The organism is Micromonospora sp. TSRI0369 (assembly GCF_001905625.1).
GTDB lineage: Bacteria > Actinomycetota > Actinomycetes > Mycobacteriales > Micromonosporaceae > Micromonospora > Micromonospora echinospora_A.
On the sequence record NZ_LIVU01000001.1, the window covers coordinates 904,989 to 924,162 of the forward strand.

At 72.0% G+C, this 19,174-nt stretch carries 21 protein-coding genes; 5 read left to right on the forward strand and 16 right to left on the reverse strand.

Annotated features, from left to right (window positions below; translation table 11 throughout):
• Positions 1–59 precede the first annotated feature (59 nt).
• The 11 genes from AMK25_RS04460 to AMK25_RS04510 all read right to left on the reverse strand — a co-directional run bounded on the left by AMK25_RS04460 (position 60) and on the right by AMK25_RS04510 (position 9,447).
• On the reverse strand, positions 60–1,058 hold the full coding sequence (locus AMK25_RS04460; protein WP_198937445.1) for a hypothetical protein: 999 nt from the start codon (positions 1,056–1,058) through the stop codon (positions 60–62).
• A 64-nt stretch (positions 1,059–1,122) separates the two neighbouring features.
• A complete protein-coding gene (locus AMK25_RS04465; RefSeq protein ID WP_073826835.1) occupies positions 1,123–2,691 on the reverse strand; it encodes a polyamine aminopropyltransferase in 1,569 nt (522 codons plus the stop codon).
• On the reverse strand, positions 2,688–3,461 hold the full coding sequence (locus AMK25_RS04470) for a hypothetical protein (protein WP_073826837.1): 774 nt from the start codon (positions 3,459–3,461) through the stop codon (positions 2,688–2,690). The genes AMK25_RS04465 and AMK25_RS04470 overlap by 4 nt, the downstream gene beginning before the upstream one ends.
• Complete coding sequence (locus AMK25_RS04475; RefSeq protein WP_043327571.1) at positions 3,461–3,883, reverse strand: DUF350 domain-containing protein; 423 nt, start codon at positions 3,881–3,883, stop codon at positions 3,461–3,463. Before AMK25_RS04475 ends, AMK25_RS04470 begins: the two co-directional genes overlap by 1 nt.
• Before the next feature lie 31 nt (positions 3,884–3,914).
• Positions 3,915–4,340, reverse strand: a complete 426-nt coding sequence (locus AMK25_RS04480; protein ID WP_073826839.1) for a DUF4247 domain-containing protein — start codon at positions 4,338–4,340, stop codon at positions 3,915–3,917.
• Positions 4,337–4,831 carry a DUF2617 family protein gene (locus AMK25_RS04485; RefSeq protein ID WP_073826841.1) on the reverse strand — a complete coding sequence of 165 codons (495 nt, stop codon included), beginning with the start codon at positions 4,829–4,831 and terminating at the stop codon, positions 4,337–4,339. Before AMK25_RS04485 ends, AMK25_RS04480 begins: the two co-directional genes overlap by 4 nt.
• A 1-nt stretch (position 4,832) precedes the next feature.
• On the reverse strand, positions 4,833–5,471 hold the full coding sequence (locus AMK25_RS04490; RefSeq protein WP_073827081.1) for a DUF4178 domain-containing protein: 639 nt from the start codon (positions 5,469–5,471) through the stop codon (positions 4,833–4,835).
• A gap of 81 nt (positions 5,472–5,552) precedes the next feature.
• Entirely contained in the window at positions 5,553–5,933 is a 381-nt protein-coding gene (locus AMK25_RS04495) for a hypothetical protein (protein WP_073826843.1), read from the reverse strand.
• Between the two features lie 206 nt (positions 5,934–6,139).
• A complete protein-coding gene (clpB, locus tag AMK25_RS04500) occupies positions 6,140–8,731 on the reverse strand; it encodes an ATP-dependent chaperone ClpB (RefSeq protein WP_073826845.1) in 2,592 nt (863 codons plus the stop codon).
• 159 nt (positions 8,732–8,890) lie between these two features.
• Entirely contained in the window at positions 8,891–9,145 is a 255-nt protein-coding gene (locus tag AMK25_RS04505; RefSeq protein WP_073826847.1) for a hypothetical protein, read from the reverse strand.
• Positions 9,142–9,447 carry a DivIVA domain-containing protein gene (locus AMK25_RS04510; protein WP_073827082.1) on the reverse strand — a complete coding sequence of 102 codons (306 nt, stop codon included), beginning with the start codon at positions 9,445–9,447 and terminating at the stop codon, positions 9,142–9,144. The genes AMK25_RS04505 and AMK25_RS04510 overlap by 4 nt, the downstream gene beginning before the upstream one ends.
• Positions 9,448–9,665: 218 nt before the next feature.
• Between AMK25_RS04510 and AMK25_RS04515 the strand changes: the two genes are divergently transcribed.
• The 4 genes from AMK25_RS04515 (at position 9,666) to AMK25_RS04530 (ending at position 12,282) form a co-directional block, all read left to right on the forward strand.
• Positions 9,666–9,884: a winged helix-turn-helix domain-containing protein gene (locus AMK25_RS04515; RefSeq protein WP_073826849.1), complete on the forward strand. Its 219-nt coding sequence runs from the start codon at positions 9,666–9,668 to the stop codon at positions 9,882–9,884.
• Between the two features lie 81 nt (positions 9,885–9,965).
• Positions 9,966–10,466, forward strand: a complete 501-nt coding sequence (locus AMK25_RS04520) for a cation:proton antiporter regulatory subunit (protein ID WP_030500543.1) — start codon at positions 9,966–9,968, stop codon at positions 10,464–10,466.
• A 5-nt stretch (positions 10,467–10,471) separates the two neighbouring features.
• Complete coding sequence (locus tag AMK25_RS04525) at positions 10,472–11,689, forward strand: cation:proton antiporter (protein ID WP_073826851.1); 1,218 nt, start codon at positions 10,472–10,474, stop codon at positions 11,687–11,689.
• Positions 11,690–11,853: 164 nt separating this feature from the next.
• Complete coding sequence (locus AMK25_RS04530; RefSeq protein ID WP_073826853.1) at positions 11,854–12,282, forward strand: hypothetical protein; 429 nt, start codon at positions 11,854–11,856, stop codon at positions 12,280–12,282.
• Between the two features lie 96 nt (positions 12,283–12,378).
• On the opposite strand, the gene AMK25_RS04535 is transcribed toward AMK25_RS04530, so the two are convergent.
• From AMK25_RS04535 to dnaK, 5 genes are all read right to left on the reverse strand, one after another.
• Entirely contained in the window at positions 12,379–12,585 is a 207-nt protein-coding gene (locus AMK25_RS04535; RefSeq protein ID WP_043327580.1) for a hypothetical protein, read from the reverse strand.
• Between the two features lie 171 nt (positions 12,586–12,756).
• On the reverse strand, positions 12,757–13,197 hold the full coding sequence (locus AMK25_RS04540) for a heat shock protein transcriptional repressor HspR (protein ID WP_073826855.1): 441 nt from the start codon (positions 13,195–13,197) through the stop codon (positions 12,757–12,759).
• 24 nt (positions 13,198–13,221) lie between these two features.
• Positions 13,222–14,406: a molecular chaperone DnaJ gene (dnaJ, locus tag AMK25_RS04545; protein ID WP_073826857.1), complete on the reverse strand. Its 1,185-nt coding sequence runs from the start codon at positions 14,404–14,406 to the stop codon at positions 13,222–13,224.
• 79 nt (positions 14,407–14,485) lie between these two features.
• On the reverse strand, positions 14,486–15,223 hold the full coding sequence (grpE, locus tag AMK25_RS04550) for a nucleotide exchange factor GrpE (protein WP_073826859.1): 738 nt from the start codon (positions 15,221–15,223) through the stop codon (positions 14,486–14,488).
• 48 nt (positions 15,224–15,271) lie between these two features.
• A complete protein-coding gene (gene dnaK, locus AMK25_RS04555; protein WP_073826860.1) occupies positions 15,272–17,137 on the reverse strand; it encodes a molecular chaperone DnaK in 1,866 nt (621 codons plus the stop codon).
• Positions 17,138–17,347: 210 nt separating this feature from the next.
• Between dnaK and AMK25_RS04560 the strand changes: the two genes are divergently transcribed.
• Complete coding sequence (locus AMK25_RS04560) at positions 17,348–19,165, forward strand: ABC transporter (RefSeq protein ID WP_073826862.1); 1,818 nt, start codon at positions 17,348–17,350, stop codon at positions 19,163–19,165.
• Positions 19,166–19,174: the final 9 nt, after the last annotated feature.

Genomic DNA, 19,174 nt, shown 5'->3' on the forward strand with positions numbered 1-19,174 from the left:
CTTCCTGGATCAGGTGACCACCGTAGCGATCTCGCACCAGGTCAGCACGCCGGAACGGCTCACCGGTCCTCGGCGCGGCGCAGCCGTCGGTGCTCGGCGGTGACCACGCCGAGCAGCGCCAGGTCGAGCGCGACCGCGGAGACCGCGCCGAACTGGTTGACGGTGAAGTTGAAGACCTGCCCGAACAGCAGGTCGACCAGGAGCGCCAGCTTGAACAGCCGGAACGCCTCGGCCCGGTTCCGCCGCAGCAGCCAGGCGGCCCAGAGGCCGAGCACGGCGGTGATCAGCGCGGTGGCGCTGACGCCGAGCACCGCGCCCCACTCCCGTTCCTGGTCCAGGTGGCCGGTGACGCCGTCCAGGACCACCGCGACAACTGTGAGCACCGGCTCCACCACCAGGTAGACCACCACCGGCCAGACCAGCCAGCGGCGTCCGGCCGCCCAGGCGGCGAGACGCCGGGCCCTCTCCGCCGCGCGCTGCCAGACCCGCACCGGCGGCGGTTCCCGGTGGGGTACGGCGTCCAGCAGGTGCGCCACTGCGGTCTCGGTGGCCGGTCCGGTGCCCTGCACGAGACGCAGCACGGCGATCCGCCGCCTGTCGGTCAGCCCGGCGGGCAGGCCGCTGAGCACCACGTCCAGCGCGTTGGCGGTGCGCTCGGCGGGGGTGAGCCGGGATCGGCCGGTGCGCCCGCGTACCGCCTGGGTGAGCAGGACCAGCAACGCGAACGCGACGTAGATGATGGCGGCGGCGGGGGCGTAGAAGTAGTCAGTGCCGGTGGTGACGAACTTGCCCACCTCGTCGATGAACAGCCCGAACCCGATGCCGCCGACGACCGCCCCGCCGGTACGGGCGCCGCCGCCGAGGAAGACCAGCGGGATCCCCAGGCCCACGGCGAGCAGCAGACCGCCCCAGAGCACGTGCGCGATGTGCAGTCCGCCGCCGCCGAGCTGCGGATAGTCGGTGGCCTTCAGGTACGCGCGCACGGCCAGCACGGTGACCACGCCGGAGAGCACGAACGCCTGGAGATAGGACGCCGCCTGGATCGCCCGGGTCGGCAGCCGGCGGACCAGCCAGCCGATCCCCGGCCGGTAGCGCGCCGATTCAGGTGGCATGTCCCGAAACCTAGTAGCCGCGCCACTCCTCGCGGGCGTAGTCCAGCACCCTGGGCCGCAACAACGTGTTGGCCGGCACGTCCAGCCGGGCCCGGTCGGCGGGGAACGCGGCGGCGGCGGCCAGCACCGCCGGGGTGAGGAAGCGCAGCGGCGGCGGGTCGTCCGGCAGCGCCAGCTCCGGCGCGACGTCACCCGGCGCGGCGAGCACGAAGCCCCAGTCGCCGAAGCTCGGCACGTCGACGTGGTACGGCACGGTGGCGAAACCGGCCTCGCGGATCGACCGCTCGATCGACCAGTACGACCGGGGCGCGAAGTAGGGCGAGCCGGACTGCACCACGAGCCGCCCGCCGGGGGCCAGCACCGGCCGGATCAGCGTGTAGAACTCGATCGTGTAGAGCTTCGCGGTGGCCGTCTCGTCCGGGTCGGGCAGGTCGGCGATCACCACGTCGAAGCGGTCCGTGGCGGTACGCAGCCACGCGAACGCGTCCAGGTTGAGCACCCGTACCCGGGGGTCGGTGAGCGAGCCGCCGTTCAGCCCGCGCAGCTGCGGTTCGCGGCGGGCCAGCTCGACCACGGCCGGGTCGAGGTCGACGAGCGTCACCGAACGCACGTCCGGGTACTTGAGGATCTCCCGCGCGGCCAGCCCGTCCCCGGCGCCGAGCACCAGCACGTCGCCGTGCGCCCCGCGCATCGCCGGGTGCACGAGCGCCTCGTGGTAGCGGTATTCGTCGATCGAGCTGAACTGCAGGTCGCCGTTGAGGAACAGCCGCAGGTCGGTGGCGGCGTGGCCGGGCTCGCGCACCGAGCGGGTCAGCACGATCTCCTGGTAGCGGCTGCGCTCGGCGTGCACCACCGGGTCACGGTAGAGCTGCTGGCGGGTGGTCACCTCGAAGTCGTGGGCGGTCACCCACGCGTACCCGAGAAGCAGGCCGACCACGACGGTGGCCGCGCCCAGCGCGGCCCGCGCCCGCCGGCTGAGTTCGGCCCGGAACACGGTGAAGACGAGCACCACACCGGCGACCGCGTTCACCGCGCCCACCACGAGCGCGCCCTTGAGCTGGCCGAAGACCGGGATCAGCAGGAACGGGAAGGCGAGCCCGCCGAGCAGCGCGCCCACGTAGTCGGCGGCGAACAGGTCGGCCACCGCGCTGCCCGCGGACTGCTCCCGGATGCGTTGCAGCATCACCATGAGCAGCGGGATCTCCGCGCCGATCAGCAGGCCGAGCACGAACGCGGTGCCGACGAGCGCCGGGCCGTACAGGTCGAGCCAGGCGAACGCGGCGTAGAGGCCGAGCACGGACAGGCCGCCGAGCAGCGCCAGGGTCAGCTCGATCACCGCGAACGAGACCACCGCCCGGGACTGCAACGGCTTCGCCACCAGCGCGCCGACGCCCATCGCGAAGACCATCACGCCGAGCACGATCGACGCCTGGCCGACCGTGTCGCCGATCAGGTAGCTGCCGAGCGCGACCAGCGCCAGCTCGTACACCAGGCCGCAGGCCGCGCAGACGAAGACCGCGAGCAGGACCGCCGCGCGGGCCAGGCGCCACCGCGGCCGTGCGGCCACGTCGGCGGTCACCGGATGCTCCGGGTACGTCCGGCGGCTCCCGCCGCGGCGCGCTGCGCGAGCACCCGTACCCGGTGGTTGCGGCGCTGCCGCACGCCCACGGCGATGAACAGCGCGGCGAGCAGGAACAGGCCGAACGAGCTGAGCACGTAGATCCAGCGGTCCCGCCAGAAGTCGTTGCCGGCGTCCGGCAGCGGCGCGGCGGCGGTGGACGGCGCGGCGGTGGGCGCCGCAGCAGGTCCGGCGAGCCCTCGCTCGGCGGCGAGCAGCGGCAGGATCGTGGCGGCTCGGGTGACGGCCCAGCCCGGGTCGTCGAGGAACGCGTCCGGGTCCAGCCCGAAGCGGCTCAGCCCGGTTTCGATCGCGGCGAGGTCGGCGTACGTGATGTCGTCCGAACCCTCGATCGAGACGACGACGGAGTCCTCGTCGTTCTCGCTCGTCATGGAGGAGTACCTGACCATCGTGGTCACCTCGATCCAGCGCGTGCAGCCCGGCGCGCCGGGGACGGGCACGCCGTCACCGTGGTTGGAGCCGACGCTCACGTCGTCCCACCGGGTGGACAGCCTCCAGCCGTAGCAGATGCCCTGGCTGTCGGTGGCCGCCTTGAGGATCGGCACCGTGCCGGAGCGCTCGTCGGCCGTCGGGGCGGGGACGGAGGTGTCCGAGTCGGGGCCGAAGGCGCCGATGAGGCAGATGGCGACCACGATCACCGCCACGATCCAGAAGAACGCCTTCTTGAGCTTCTCCTTCTGCTCTGGCGGCGCGGCGGTCCAGCCGTCCATCAGATGATTGCGGCTGCGATGATCGCACCGGTGGCGAGGTGCACGGTGGCCGAGACCCACACCGCCGGGTGCGGCTCCGGATCGACCAGCAGCTCACCGAGCTTGCCCGGAGTGGCGGCGTCGAGCAGCATGAACGCCACCGCCATGATCACCAGGCCGAGGATGCCGTACGCGCCCGCGCCGATCAGCCCCAGCCTGAAATCGTTGTCGCTGGCCACGATCGCGGCCACCACGATGGTGCCCACCCCGACCAGGTTCGACGAGAGCAACAGCGCCGCGTTGCGGTTGCGCTCGACCCAGATCAGCTCGTGAAGCTTGCCCGGGGTGGCCACGTCGACCAGGACGTAACCGATGGCCATCAGAACGACGCCGACCACGCCGTACGCGAGGGTGACCAGCAGATCGGTGACGAGATGCTGCACAGAAGACTCCAGGGTGAGAGGGCGAAGGGGGCTACTTACCGGAACCGGGGCCGCCGCCCCGCACCGTGCTGCCTCGGCCCCAGCCCCAACTGTTGCCGACGACGGTGTGGTAGCGGGGGTAGGCGGTGGTCATCTTCTCCAGCAGGATCACCGAGCCGACGGCGAGCGGGAGGATCACCACCGAGTCGTCGTCGTAGCGCAGGTAGACGCCGCTGCCGTCGACGTACTGGTCGGCCGGCCTCCAGGCGTCGGTGATCTGCTTGGACACCTCGCTCGGCGTCTTCCTGGAGGTGTACGCGATCGCGTTCGAGCCGATGTCCCGCCCGGAGGCGCGGGAGAAGTTGTCCTCCACGTAGCCCCGGGGCGAGAAGTTGCCGTAGAAGATCGTGAAGGCGGCGACGAGCGCGCCGATGACGGCGACCGCCACGCCCACCACGAACCACCGTCGGTACGTCACAGCTCCTCCACCACGGTCTCGGTCAGGACCAGCTCGTTCGTCTGGGGGTAGACGTGCCAGGTGCGCCAGGCGAGCACGCCGTCCGGCGGCCGGGGCCGGACGGAGAGCGCGGTGACCGCGTCCTCGTCGCCGGGGAAGACCCCGATCAGCGCGTACGGGTCCTCGGCCAGCTCGGCGCGCAGCGCCGCGACCCGGGTACGCAGGCCGTCGCCGTCCGGCCGGAGCACAGTGGCCATGAACCGGTAGCCGGCAGTTTCGTCGTGCAGCGCGTCCGGCAGGTGCGGCGGGCGGCCGGGCAGGCAGGCGACGGTCTCGGTGAGCCCGCCGAGCACCACCTGGTGGGAGGCGCCGAGCAGGCGCAGCCGCAGCCGGGGCAGCCCGGGCAGGTCGATGTCGCGTACGGCGAGCGCCGGCAGCTCCGGGCCGCCGAGGGCCAGGCTCAGGTCGGCGGCGCTGGTGTCGACGTAGGGCGCGTCCAGGCAGACGAGCACGTCAGCGCACCGTCTCCGGGCCGCCCTGCGGGTAGATCATCACCTCGGCGTGGCGCAGCTCCTCACCGAGGTTGACCTCCCAGCCGGCCTCCCCGTACGCCTCGAACGACAGCCGCGCGCCCCCGGGCGCCTGGTAGTCGTAGTAGCGCATGGTGCCGTGCGGATCGAGGCCGGTGCCCTCGGTCGCGGTGTACCGGGCCTGGCCGGACTCGTCCCAGTTGTAGCGGCGGCCGGCCATCTCCAGCGTCGGGGCGCCCGGCGTCACGGTGGCCCCCGGCTCGCTGGTCCAGAGCACCAGCTCCAGATCCGGGTCGGACTCGACGGAGAGCCAGCGCTTCACCCCGCCCGCGTCGTCGAGCAGGTGCTCCGCCCAGCTCCAGCCGCCCTCGACCAGGTGCACCGAGCCGCGCACGGTGTACGGCACCGAGCGGATCTCGACGATGTCGCCGGGCTTGAGCGCGCGCGGGTCACCGCGCAGCGCGTCCGCGTCCCGGTCCCGGAACGGGTCACCCGGCGCCGCCTTCGTCTTCGGGCCGGACGCGGAGCGGGACCTCCGCAACGCGATCACGGCGATCACCACACCGGCCACCCCGACGAGGCACCCCAGCGTGGTCACCACGTACGCCAACGAACCGTTCACGACCGCCTCCCCCAACATGCTCGGCGGGAACGGTAACAACCGCGGACAAGCTTGCTGAAGCCCCGGACGCTGAGTGTTCGCTCAGTTACCTGCATGGCCGGCGAGCCGGTCAGCCGCATACTCGCCCAGCGTGGCCCGGCCCATCAGGCAGCCGGAGAACGTGGTGAACTCGCCGTCGTCGTCGCGCAGCCGGGTCCACGCCGCCCGCCCGGCGGCCGGGTCGACCGCCTCCAGCAGCGTCGCCGCGTACGCCCGACCGGCCGGCGAACCCTTGCGGAGCAGCTTGTCGACCCGCTTGCGGGCCGCCTCCGGGTGCTCCCGCAACCCCTGCTCCAGCCGCCGGTACGCCTCGGTCGCGGGCAGCACCTGCCCCGCCAGTCCCACCCCGCCGAAGGCGAGAGTGTCCGCGCGGTCGAGTTCCCGCGCCGCCTCGTCCAGTTCCCGCTCCCACGTCCCGCTCATACCCCACTATGTGCCCACGCCGCCCACCCCTCACCCCTCCCGAGCGCAAGGAAGGGCCCCTTATTAACGCCTCCGGTAGAGGAAGGGCCCCCTATTAACACCGCACGACGCGCGGGCGCAGGCGGGGCGCGGGGTCGGGGAGCGAGGGCTCGAGGGAGGGCGAAGGCCCGGCCTCGAGGGGCCGGGCCTTCGCGGGGTGGAGCGGGTCAAGCGGCGGTGACCGCCAGGGACTCCTTCGTGTCGGACAGGTCGACGCGCACCGTGTCGCCGTCGCGGATGTCGCCGGACAGCAGCGCCTTGGCGAGCTGGTCGCCGATCGCCGACTGCACCAGCCGGCGCAGCGGGCGAGCGCCGTAGATCGGGTCGTACCCGTGCTCGGCCAGCCACGTCCGGGCGGCGTCGGTGATCTCCAGGCCCAGCCGACGGTCCGCCAGTCGGCGGCGCATCCGGTCGAGCTGGATGTCCACGATCGACCGCAGGTCCTCGCCCTGGAGCGCGGCGAACACCACGATGTCGTCGAGCCGGTTGAGGAACTCGGGCTTGAAGTGCGACCGGACCACCGCGAGCACACCCTCCCGGCGCTCGTTCTCGGTGAGCGTCAGGTCGCTGATCACCGACGAGCCCAGGTTCGAGGTGAGGATCAGGATCGCGTTGCGGAAGTCCACGGTACGACCCTGACCGTCGGTGAGCCGGCCGTCGTCGAGCACCTGGAGCAGTACGTCGAAGACGTCCGGGTGCGCCTTCTCCACCTCGTCCAACAGGATCACCGAGTACGGGCGGCGCCGTACCGCCTCGGTGAGCTGGCCGCCCTCCTCGTACCCGACGTACCCGGGCGGGGCGCCGACCAGGCGGGCCACCGAGTGCTTCTCGCCGTACTCGCTCATGTCGATGCGGACCATGGCCCGCTCGTCGTCGAAGAGGAACTCGGCGAGCGCCTTCGCCAGCTCGGTCTTGCCGACGCCGGTCGGGCCGAGGAACAGGAAGCTGCCGGTCGGCCGGTCCGGGTCGGCGACGCCGGCCCGGGCACGGCGGACCGCGTCGGAGACCGCGCCGACCGCCTCGGCCTGGCCGACCACGCGGGCGCGCAGCGACTCCTCCATCCGCAGCAGCTTGGCGGTCTCGCCTTCGAGCAGCCGGCCGGCGGGGATGCCGGTCCAGGAGGCGACGACCGCGGCGATGTCGTCCGCGCCGACCTCCTCCTTGAGCATCGCGCCGTCGGCCTGGAGCCGGGCCAGCTCCTCCTCGGCCTGCTTCAGCTCGGTCCGCAGCGCGGGGATCCGGCCGTACCGCAGCTCGGCGGCGCGTTCCAGCTCGCCGTCGCGCTCGGCCCGCTCGGCCTCGCCGCCGAGGCGCTCCAGCTCCTCCTTTGCGGTGGAGAGCTTGGTGATGTGGCTCTTCTCGGTCTGCCAGCGCTCGGAGAGCGCGGTGAGCTGCTCGCGCTTGTCGGCCAACTCCTTGCGCAGCCGCTCCAGGCGCTCGGCGGACGCGGCGTCCGGCTCCTTGGCCAGCGCCATCTCCTCGATCTCCAGGCGGCGTACCGCCCGCTCGATCTCGTCCACCTCCACCGGGCGCGAGTCGATCTCCATGCGCAGCCGGGACGCGGACTCGTCCACCAGGTCGATCGCCTTGTCCGGCAGGAACCGGTCGGTGATGTAGCGGTCGGAGAGCGCGGCGGCGGCGACCAGGGCGGCGTCGGTGATGCGTACGCCGTGGTGCACCTCGTAGCGCTCCTTGAGCCCGCGCAGGATGCCGATGGTGTCCTCGATGGTCGGTTCGCCGACCAGCACCGGCTGGAAGCGGCGCTCCAGGGCCGGGTCCTTCTCGATGTGCTCGCGGTACTCGTCGAGCGTGGTCGCGCCGACCATCCGCAGCTCGCCGCGGGCCAGCATCGGCTTGAGCATGTTGCCGGCGTCCATCGAGCCCTCGCCCTTGCCCGCGCCGACGACTGTGTGCAGCTCGTCGAGGAACGTGATGACCTGGCCGTCGGAGTTCTTGATCTCCTCCAGCACGGACTTCAGCCGCTCCTCGAACTGGCCGCGGTAGGACGCGCCGGCGACCATCGCGCCGAGGTCGAGCGAGACGAGCTTCTTGTCCCGCAGCGACTCCGGTACGTCGCCGGCAACGATCCGCTGGGCCAGGCCCTCCACGATCGCGGTCTTGCCGACGCCCGGCTCGCCGATCAGCACCGGGTTGTTCTTCGTACGCCGGGACAGCACCTGGATCACCCGGCGGATCTCCGAGTCCCGGCCGATCACCGGGTCGATCTTGCCGTCGCGGGCGCTGGCGGTGAGGTCCACGCCGTACTTGGCCAGGGCCTGGTAGGTCTGCTCCGGGTCGGCGGTGGTGACCCGGCGGTCCCCGCCCCGGACGGTCGGGAACGCGGCGACCAGGTTCTCCTCGGTGGCGCCGGAGTTCTTCAGCGCGACCGAGACCGCGCCGCCGACCCGGGCCAGCCCGGCCAGCAGGTGCTCGGTGGAGGTGTACTCGTCGCCCAGCGGCCGGGCGATCTGCTCGGCGGCGCCGATGGCGTTGACGAACTCGCGCGCAAGCGTCGGCTCGGCGATGCTCGATCCGCGCGCGGCGGGCAGCGCGTCGACCGAACGCAGAGCGACGCGGCGCAGCTCGGCGGGGTCGGCCCCGACGGCACGCAGCAGGCCCGCGGCGGTCGAGCCCTCGGTGTCCAGCAGTGACAGCAGCAGGTGCCAGGGCTCCACGGTGGCGTGACCGCGCTGGTTCGCCAGCGCGACGGCACCGGTGATGGCTTCGCGGCTCTTGGTGGTGAGTCGTTCCGTGTTCATGGGCTCCCCCGGATCGGCGTGTCCACTGGACATGACACAACCAGAGTTGAGTCTATTCCGCTCAACTCCACCCCTGTGACCTGAGTCACCGTCCTTCGGTCCGGCCGGAGAGATCTTGGTACGAAACGGCCCCTGGAGGGGCCGTTTCGTACCAAGATCTCAGCGACGCGGGAGGCGCGCGAGGCAGGGCGTCTCGTGGTCGGCGCGCAGCACGCAACGCCGGCCGCCGTCCAGCTTGCGGTCGCAGAACACCCAATGGCGTACGGCCTGGTCGTCCTCCGTCGACACGGTGATCCCGCCCAGTTCCACCACCGCGAGGAACGCCAACGACCGGCCGGCCGTGCGGCCGAGCATCTTCGCCCGAGCCAGGTCCGCCGCGCGCACCGGCAGATGAATCACGTACCGCCCGGTCACGGCCGCCCGGCCAGGTCGCGCATCGAGGGAGCCTGACGGGACTGCCACTCACGCAGGGCGCTCTTGATCCGGGCCGTCTCCTCACTGCTCCGGGCGACTTCGGCGTACGCGGCGGCGAGGTCCCCGGCCACGCGATCGAGGAACGCGGCGACCTCGGCCGGGTCCAACCCTCGCCGGCACGTCGCGAAGCGGCGGCCCCGCACCTGCCAGGGGCGGAGCGGAAGGTACGACGCGGAGCGGTAGGCGCCGACCGGCGCGGAGTGGGGCGGGCCCGCGTTGCGCCGCTTCGGACCTATTCGCAGGAGATTGCGCACGACACTGTCCCTTCTCGCAGAGGGCGGGGGGTCGGGACGAGCCACGGGGGATGCCCGCCCCGACCCGGGAAAGCTCCAGGTGCCATCCGGGAGCGTTCGTCAGCAACCTACAATCGGTACCAGTCGTAGGTCAACGACCGACCCACAATTGCTTGAGGTTGGAGGTGGTTGCATGGTCGAATGGGCGTGCCATCCGGGGAGTGTGTATGCCCAAGCAGCAGTACCAAGTGCTCGCAGACGAACTGAAGAGCAAGATCGATTCGGGAGAGTGGCCGCCCGGCACCAAGCTGCCGAGCCGCGCTCAACTGTGCAAGGAGTACGCCGTCTCCGACACCGTCGTCGGCAAGGCGATGATGATCCTGCGCGCGACCGGCCTCACCGAGACGCTCGAAGGTGTCGGCGTGTTCGTGGCCGAACGGACATAGACGAGCCGTCCGAGCCATATCGACCAGTCTGCAGTTCGGCCCCGCACGCGGCACGTGCGCGCCCGGAGTAGCCTCACCCGCGTGCGAGTACGTGTCGAGCAGACCGCCCTGCCAGGTATCGGCGTACGTCATGACCTGATGACGGAGTCCGGCCGCCGGCTCGGTGTGGTCTCCCACCGCAATGGCCGTCGCGACCTGGTCCTGTACGACCCGGAAGATCCCGACTCCTGCCAGCACGACATCCCCCTCACGGACGACGAGGCGGAGGCGCTCGCCGACATCCTCGGCGCGTCGCTGATGCTGGGTCAGCTCTCCGGGCTGCGCGAGCAGGCCGCCGGGCTGCTGACCGAGCAGATCGCCATCCCGGCGGGGTCGAAGTACGTCAACAAGCGGCTGGGTGACACCAAGGCCCGGACCCGGACCAGCGCGTCGATCGTCGCCGTGCTGCGTCAGGGCACGGTGAACGTCTCGCCGGATCCCACCTTCCGGTTCGAAGCCGGCGACGTGGTCGTCGTGGTCGGTACCCGTCAGGGGCTCGACGGCGTCACCGCGATCCTCGCCGAGACCGACCCGGACGTCTGACGCGTATGCACGAAACCACAATCCTGCTCATCGAGGTCGGTGCGCTGCTGCTCCTGCTCGGCCTGCTCGGCCGGCTGAGCCGTCGCGTCGGTGTCTCGCCCATCCCGCTCTACCTGCTCGCCGGCCTGGCGTTCGGGCACGGTGGCCTGCTGCCGCTCAACGCCAGCGAGGAGTTCTTCGCCGTCGGCGCCGAGATCGGCGTGATCCTGCTGCTGGTCATGCTCGGCCTGGAGTACAGCGCCAACGAACTGGTGGGCAACCTCCGCTCGGCCGCGCCGGCCGGTCTGATCGACGCGGTGTTCAACGCGCTGCCCGGCTTCGGGTTCGCGCTGCTGCTCGGGTGGGGCTGGGTCGCCGCAGTGGTGCTCGGAGGCGTCACCTGGGTGTCGTCCTCGGGCGTGATCGCCAAGGTGCTCGGCGACCTGGGCCGGGTCGGTAACCGGGAGACGCCGGTGATCCTCTCCGTCCTCGTGATCGAGGACCTGGCGATGGCCCTCTACCTGCCGCTGGTCACCGCGCTGCTCGCCGGGGTCGGCCTCATGAAGGGCGGCATCGCGCTCGCCATCGCGGTGTTCACCGTCGTCGTGGTGCTGGCCGTGGCGATCCGGTACGGCCACCTGATCTCCGCCGCGCTGTCGGCCAAGGACCCGGAGGCGCTCCTGCTCGGGGTGCTCGGCCTGACCCTGCTCGTCGCGGGCGTCGCGGCAAAGCTCCAGGTCTCCGCCGCGGTCGGCGCGTTCCTGGTCGGCATCGCGTTGTCCGGGCCGGTTGCGCACCACGCCACCGAACTGCTCTCCCCGCTGCGGGATCTCTTCGCCGCTGTCTTCTTCGTGTTCTTCGGGCTGGTCACCAACCCGCTGGACATGCCGCCGGTGCTGCTGCCCGCGCTGGTGCTTGCAGTGGTCACCATGGCGACGAAGGTGGCTACCGGCTACCTGGCCGCCCGCCGGGCAGGGATCGCCGAGCCCGGTCGCTGGCGGGCCGGCCTGGCGCTGACACCGCGCGGCGAGTTCTCCATCGTCATCGCCGGACTCGCAGTCGCGGCCGCCTACCCGGTGAACCCGAAGCTGGCGGCGCTCGCCACCGCGTACGTGTTGATCACGGTGGTGACCGGGCCGCTGCTCGCCCGGCTGCCCGACACCCAGTGGTTCAAGCAGTGGCTGCGCACCCGCGCCGCCGCCGCCCGTGCGGCAGCGGCGTTGCCCGCGCCGACCGGGGACTGACACGCGCCGGGCCAGACCTGCCACAGGCAGATCCGGCCCGGCGTTGTCAAATTGATCCCCGGAAGGTCTACCACTGCTCCGCTCAGCCGCGTTAACGTTTCGGCCCAGCAGCCAGGGTCCGCGGGTGGCCGGTGCCCCCGCCAGCGCAAGCGGAAGGTCGGCCGGTGAGCGTGCAGGAAGAGACGTTCCACGGCTTCGCCAATCCGGTCGATCCCTCGCCCGCCGAACTCCGGGCGTGGGCCTATCAACCGGATTCGGTGCCGCTGACCTCGATGCCGCCCGACTGGGACCTGCTGGTCGCCGGTGACCACCTGGTCCAGACGTTGTTCGACCTGGCGATGGATCAGGGCTGCCCGGCCCGCCGGTTCACGCTGCACTGCCTCTACATCTACGCCGCCGACGGCATCCGGACGAACTTCCGTGCCCATCCCAAGCGCCGGTTCCGCAAGCTGGTCGAGCAGGCCGAACGCGCCGGTGACGACCTGATGCGCAACTGGGCGCACAACAGCCGCGTGCTGCTCGCCCGGCCGGACCTCTTCGTCTACCGGGACTGGTGCGAGGGCGGCCTGGTCCGCGAGAACCGCCGCCTCTGACGCGTCGCCTCCCCGGGAACACGAACGGGCCGCGATCCCGAGCACACGAACGGGCCGGGATCCCCCGTGGATCCCGGCCCGCACGTCGGCGGATCGTCAGGTCGACCCGCCCTGCTTCTTGCGCCTCTCGTCGTCCCGGGCCCGGTCCACGCCGTGGTCCGTCTGGTCGGCGAAGCGCCCTTCCTTGACCTTGTCGCTGAAGCGTCCCTCGGTGACCCGGTCGAACCGCTCGCGGACGTTCTCGGCCACCTTCTCCAGCCGTTCCTCGGCGCGTTCCGCCACCTTCTTCGCCGGTTCCGCCATGGCTCCCCCTGCCAGCTCGGCGTCCGATTTAGGGGTTTTAGCCCTACCGGCGAGCCTAGTCGACAGCGCCCTGCCGCATCCCGCTTTCCTCCGACGAGCGCCCCGAACCGTGGACGCACGAAGGCCGGCGCGGCCCCGGGGGAGCGGGGCGCGCCGGCCTTCCGGTGAAGGTCAGCGGTCGGGAGCGCGGCGCGGTCGCCACACGACGAGCGCGGTGGACGTGCGGTTGGTCGGCACGAGATCGCCGCGGGGAAAGCCACCGAGCGACTCCAGCTCGGCGATCCGCCGGTACGCGGCGTCCAGCTCCGCCTCCAGGCGGGCCACCCGCTGCTGCGCCTCTTCGAGCAGCCGCTCCAGCCCGATGATCCGCTTGACCCCGGCCAGGTTGATCCCGTCGTCCTGGCTGAGCCGCTGCACCTCGCGCAGCAGCACCACGTCCCGGACGCTGTACCGGCGACCACCGCCGGACGCCCGGCCCGCCTGCACCAGGCCGAGCCGGTCGTACTGGCGCAGCGTCTGGGGGTGCATCCCCGCCATCCGCGCAGCCACCGAGATCATCAAGACCTTGGCCTCGTAGGCCGGGTCACCTGAGCCGACGTAACCCTCCGACATGCCCGCTCACCTCCGCTGCCGCCGTCAACTGAATCGACGTACCCGCGCGTCGAGATGTTCCCGCGCGGCGGGCGGAGTCTGCGCCGCGAAGGTCTCCAGCGCCGCCCGCGCCTCGTCCGAGACCTTCGCCGGAACCACCACGTCGAGCGTGACCAGCAGGTCACCGGCGCGGCCGTCCTTGCGTACGACGCCCATGCCGCGGGCGCGCAGCACCCGCCCGCTCGGCGTACCCGGTGGCACCCGCAGCGTCACCGTCCCGTCCAGGGTCGGTACGCGCAGGTCCGTGCCGAGAACCGCCTCGGCGTACGTGATCGGGACGTTCAGGGTCAGATCGTCCCCGGTGCGCCCGAACAGCTCGTCCGGGCGGACCTTCACCTGCACGAACAGGTCGCCCGCCGGACCGCCCCGCTCGCCGGGCTCACCCCGGCCGGCCAGCCGGATCCGCTGCCCGTCGGCCACCCCGGCGGGGAAGCGCACGTTGAGCGTGCGGGTCTTGGTGACCCCGCCGGTGCCGTGGCACTCCGGGCACTTCTCCTCGACGATCGTGCCGACGCCCTGACAGTTGCGGCACGGCTCGGAGAAGCTGAACGACCCCTGGTTGCGGGTGGTCACCCCGGCGCCGTGACAGACCGGGCAGGCCACCGGCTGGGTACCCGGCTTCGCGCCGTTGCCGTGACAGGTGTCGCAGACGCCGGGCGCGCGCAGAGTCAGCGGCAGCGTGACGCCGCGGACCGCGTCGGAGAAGTCCAGCGCCACCTCGGTCTCGACGTCCCGGCCACGCGCCGGGCCGCGCGGGCGCGCCGCGCCGCCACCGCCGCCGCCGGAGAAGATCGAGCTGAACAGGTCGGTGAAGCCGCCACCGCCGAACCGGGTGTCGCCGCCGCCCGCGCCGCCGCCGAACAGGTCGGAGACGTCGAACGGCACGCCGCCCGGCTGGCCCGGGCCACGGGCGTTGCGCCGGAAGGCGCCCGAGCCGAACAGCGAGCGCATCTCGTCGTACTCGCGTCGCTTCTTCTCGTCGCCCAGCACCGCGTACGCCTCGGAGACGGTCTTGAACCGCTCCTCGGCCCCGGTGTCGCCGGGGTTGTGGTCCGGGTGCGACTCCCGGGCCAGCTTGCGGTACGCCTTCTTGATCTCGTCGGAGGAGGCGGACTTCTCCACGCCCAGCGCGGCGTAGTAGTCCTTCTCGATCCAGTCCTTGGAACTCACCGGTCCACCCCCTTCCACGGGTCGAAGCCCGGCCGTCCCGCCCGCCCGGTGCGGGCGGGCGGGACGTCACGGGTCGGCACTACTCCGGGTCCGCGACCGCGACCATGGCGGGCCGCAGCAGCCGCTCGCCGAGCTGGTAACCCCGGCGCATGACCTGCACGCAGGTCGACTCGGTCACGTCGGCCGAGGTCTGGTGCGCCACCGCCTCGTGCCGGGTCGGGTCGAACGGGTCGCCCTTCTCGCCGAAGGCGGTCAGGCCGAACTTGCCCAGCGCGCCGGTGAGCTGCTCGGCCACGCTGCCGAACGGGCCCACCAGATCGCCGTGCTCGCGGGCCCGGTCCAGGTCGTCCAGGATCGGCAGCAGCGCACTGAGCACCGCCCCGGTGGCCTGCTCCTGGACCAGGTTGCGGTCCCGGTCGACCCGCTTGCGGTAGTTGGCGTACTCCGCCGTGACCCGCTGGAGGTCGCGGGTGCGCTCCTCCAGGTCGGTACGGAGCGACTCCAGCTCGGCGCCGAGCGGCGCGCTCGCCTCGGTCTCCCCGCTCGGCTCGGCCGGGGAGTCGACCACCGTCGGCCCGTTGACCTCGGCCTCGCCGCCGATCTCGTCGACCACGACCTCGGCCTCCTCGACCAGCCCTTCGGCGGGCGCGTCGGCGGCGGCGTCCGCCGCCGAGACGTTGTTCGCCGGCTGCTCGGTCACCTTGCCGAGCTTGCGCTTGTCGCGGATGACGACCCGGGGTTCGTCGCCGGCGTGCTTGCCGGCGCCCGGCGCCGACCCGGTGGCACCCGGGTCGGCCGCACGTGGCTTGTCCGTCATGCGGTTACCTCATCCCTCTGCCGTGCGAATCGTGTCCGGGACCGGATGTCACTTCTTGTCCTCGTCCACGATCTCCGCGTCGACCACGTCGTCGTCGCCACCGGCCTTCGGGCCACCGGCCGCACCCGCGCCGGCGCCCGGCCCGGCCGCGCCGCCCGGCGCAGCCTGCTCGCCCTCCTGCTGCTGGGCGTAGAGCAGCGAGCCGGCCTGCTGGGAGACCTGCGCCAGCTTCTCGTGCGCGGACTTGATCTTCTCGATGTCCTGGCCGCCGAGCGCGCTGCGCAGCTCGCCGAGCGCCTCGTTGAGCTGGTCACGGTTCTCGCTGGGCAGCTTGTCGCCGCTCTCGGCGAGGAACTTCTCGGTCTGCCACTGGAGCGCCTCGGCCACGTTGCGGGTCTCGGCCTCCTCGCGGCGGCGCTTGTCCTCGTCGGCGTGCTCCTCGGCGTCCCGGCGCATCCGCTCGATGTCGTCCTTCGGCAGCGAGGAGCCGCCGGTGATCGTCATCTTCTGCTCCTTGCCGGTGCCCAGGTCCTTGGCGTGCACGTTCACGATGCCGTTGGCGTCGATGTCGAACGTGACCTCGATCTGCGGCACGCCGCGCGGGGCCGGCGGGAGACCGGTCAGCTCGAAGGTGCCGAGCTTCTTGTTGTAGGCGGCGATCTCCCGCTCGCCCTGGAACACCTGGATCAGCACCGACGGCTGGTTGTCGTCGGCAGTGGTGAAGACCTCGGAGCGCTTGGTCGGGATGGTGGTGTTGCGCTCGATGAGCTTGGTGAAGATGCCGCCCTTGGTCTCGATGCCCAGGCTCAGCGGGGTCACGTCGAGCAGCAGGACGTCCTTGACCTCGCCCTTGAGCACACCGGCCTGGAGCGCGGCGCCGACGGCGACGACCTCGTCCGGGTTGACGCCCTTGTTCGGGTCACGGCCGGTGAGCTGCTTGACCAGGTCAGTGACGGCCGGCATCCGGGTCGAGCCGCCGACAAGGATGACGTGGTCGACGTCGGAGATCTTGATCCCGGCGTCCTTGACGGCCTGCTCGAACGGGCCCTTGCAGCGGTCCAGCAGGTCCTGCGTCATGCGCTGGAACTCGGCGCGGCTCAGCGTCACGTCGAGGTGCAGCGGGCCGGCCGAACCGGCGGTGATGTACGGCAGGTTGATGTTGCTGGTGGTGGCGGCGGACAGCTCGATCTTGGCCTTCTCGGCCGCCTCCTTGAGCCGCTGCATCGCCATCTTGTCCTGCGAGAGGTCGATGCCGTGCTCGCCGCGGAACGTCTTCACCAGGTGGTCGATGATGCGCTGGTCCCAGTCGTCACCGCCGAGCTGGTTGTCACCGCTGGTGGACTTGACCTCCACCACGCCCTCGGCCAGCTCCAGCAGCGACACGTCGAAGGTGCCGCCGCCGAGGTCGAAGACCAGGACGGTCTGCTCCTTGGAACCCTTGTCCAGGCCGTACGCCAGGGCGGCCGCGGTCGGCTCGTTCACGATCCGCAGCACGTTGAAGCCGGCGATCTCACCGGCCTCCTTGGTGGCCTGGCGCTGCCCGTCGTTGAAGTAGGCCGGGACGGTGATCACCGCGTCGGTGATCTGCTCGCCCAGGTACGCCTCGGCGTCCCGCTTCAGCTTCATCAGCGTGCGGGCCGAGATCTCCTGCGGGGTGTACTTCTTGCCGTCGATGTCGACGGTCCAGTTGGTGCCGATCTCCCGCTTGACCGAGCGAATGGTCCGGTCGGGGTTGGTCACCGCCTGGCGCTTGGCGACCTCACCGACGAGCACCTCGCCGTTGCGGGCGAACGCGACGATCGAGGGAGTCGTACGCGAGCCCTCTGCGTTGGCGATGACGGTGGGCTCACCGCCCTCGAGAACGCTGACGCAGGAGTTCGTCGTGCCGAGGTCGATGCCGACCGCACGTGCCATGTTCGCTTCCTCGCTTCGTAACGGGTGAGCAGGTCAGACGGCCTGCCCGGGGGGCCGCCCGGAAGCAGCCGCACCACAAGTTGAGTGAACTTGACTCAATAGTGCCACGCCATCGCCAATCCGCAAGTCGAGGTTGAGCGGACCCGGCGCAACCCGACCGTTACTACTGCCCGGTTGTCTTACCTTGCGTCGGTCGGGCACGCTTTAGCGGTGACGACGCATGGCGATTCCGCCACCAGTGCCGGCGCGCCCGCCGTCGCAGCCCGCACCGGAGCCGACCAGCCTGCGCAAGCCGCGGAGGGCCTGCCCGCCGCGCTTGCCGGCTTGCGGTCGGCGATCGGCGCGGCCCGCTTCCCGCTCGCCCTCCCCTCGGCCGAGCCGGCCCGGCACGCCGCCACGAGCCTCACCGACCAGCTCGACGACTATTTGCTTCCCCGCCTGGCCCGGCTCGACGCCCCGCTCCTGGTGGTCGTCGGCGGCTCCACCGGCGCGGGCAAGTCGACGCTCGTCAACAGCCTGGTCCAGGCACGGGTCAGCGCGGCCGGGGTGCTCCGCCCGACCACCCGCTCACCGGTGCTGGTGTGCAGCCCCAGCGACGCGTCCTGGTTCCGCCAGGGCGAGCTGCTGCCCGGCCTGACCCGCACCACCGAGCCGAGCGAACAGCCGGGCACCCTGCACCTGGTCACCGCCCCGGCGCTCCCGCCCGGCCTGGCCTTCCTCGACGCGCCCGACATCGACTCCGTGGTCGACGCCAACCGGGCGCTCGCCGGGCAACTGCTCGCCGCCGCCGACCTCTGGCTGTTCGTCACCACCGCCGCCCGGTACGCCGATGCCGTCCCCTGGGAGCTGCTGCGCAGCGCCCGCGCCCGGGGCACGGCGGTGGCGATGGTGCTGGACCGGGTACCCCCGGAGGCAGCCGACGAGGTCGCCGCCCACCTGTCCGAGATGCTCGCCGAGCAGGAACTCGGCGCGGCGCCGCTGTTCGTCCTGCCGGAGACCTGGGTGGACGGGCAGGGGCTGCTGCCGGACCGGATCACCGCGCCGCTCAGCGACTGGTTCACCCGGCTCGCCGCCGACGCCGACGCCCGCGCCGCGGTGGTCCGGCAGACGCTCGACGGCGCGCTGGCCGCGCTGCACCCGGTGGTGGAGGAGCTCGCCGAGGCCGCCGACGAGCAGTGCACTGCCGCCGACGCGCTGGACGAGCGGGTACGGGCCGCGTACCGGGGCGCGGAACGGACAGTCGACCAGGGGCTCAGGGACGGCCGGCTGCTGCGCGGCGAGGTGCTGGCCCGCTGGCAGGAGTTCATCGGCACCGGCGAGTTCTTCCGGGGCCTGGAGGCACGGATCGGCCGGCTGCGGGACCGGGTCGTCGCGGCGGTCACCGGGCGGCCCGCGCCCGCCGCGGAACTGCGTACCGCGATCGAGTCGCAGCTCGTCACGCTGCTGCGCGGGGTGGCCGACGATGCGGCGGAGAACGCGTACACCGGTTGGAAGGCGCACCCGGCCGGCGCGGCGCTGCTGGAGCCGGACCTGGCCCACGCCGCGGCCGACCTGCCGCAGCGGGCCGAGCAGCTGGTCCGCGACTGGCAGCGCGGCGTGCTGGAGCTGGTCCGGGTCGAGGGCGGCGACCGGCGCTTCGTGGCCCGCACCGCGGCGTACGCGGTGAACGCCACCGGCCTCGTCGTCATGATCGGCGTGTTCGCCTCCACCGCGTTCATCCCCACCGGGCTGGAGGTCGCGGCCGGCACCGGCACCGCGGTCGCCGGGCAGACAGTGCTCCAGGCGATCTTCGGCGACCAGGCGGTGCGGAACCTGTCCCGCAAGGCCCGCGTCGACCTGCTCGACCGGGTCGGCAAGCTGCTGGCCGAGGAGGCCGAGCGCTTCCTGGCCCGCACCGAGGCCGAACGCCCGGCCGACAACGCCGGCGCGGCGCTGCGCTGGGCCGCCCTGGAGGTCGAGCGGGCCCGGCACCGCAGCGGCCTGTTCCCGGCCACCACCGAGCAGCCGCGAGCAAGGAAGGCACCGTGAGCAACGTCG

Coding starts and splice junctions, on each gene's coding strand:
- AMK25_RS04470 (WP_073826837.1), bottom strand. CDS start 3,461: ATGGACGGCTGGACCGCCGCGCCGCCAGAGCAGAAGGAGAAGCTCAAG.
- AMK25_RS04495 (WP_073826843.1), bottom strand. CDS start 5,933: ATGAGCGGGACGTGGGAGCGGGAACTGGACGAGGCGGCGCGGGAACTC.
- clpB (WP_073826845.1), bottom strand. CDS start 8,731: ATGAACACGGAACGACTCACCACCAAGAGCCGCGAAGCCATCACCGGT.
- AMK25_RS04515 (WP_073826849.1), top strand. CDS start 9,666: ATGCCCAAGCAGCAGTACCAAGTGCTCGCAGACGAACTGAAGAGCAAG.
- AMK25_RS04525 (WP_073826851.1), top strand. CDS start 10,472: ATGCACGAAACCACAATCCTGCTCATCGAGGTCGGTGCGCTGCTGCTC.
- AMK25_RS04535 (WP_043327580.1), bottom strand. CDS start 12,585: ATGGCGGAACCGGCGAAGAAGGTGGCGGAACGCGCCGAGGAACGGCTG.
- AMK25_RS04540 (WP_073826855.1), bottom strand. CDS start 13,197: ATGTCGGAGGGTTACGTCGGCTCAGGTGACCCGGCCTACGAGGCCAAG.
- grpE (WP_073826859.1), bottom strand. CDS start 15,223: ATGACGGACAAGCCACGTGCGGCCGACCCGGGTGCCACCGGGTCGGCG.
- dnaK (WP_073826860.1), bottom strand. CDS start 17,137: ATGGCACGTGCGGTCGGCATCGACCTCGGCACGACGAACTCCTGCGTC.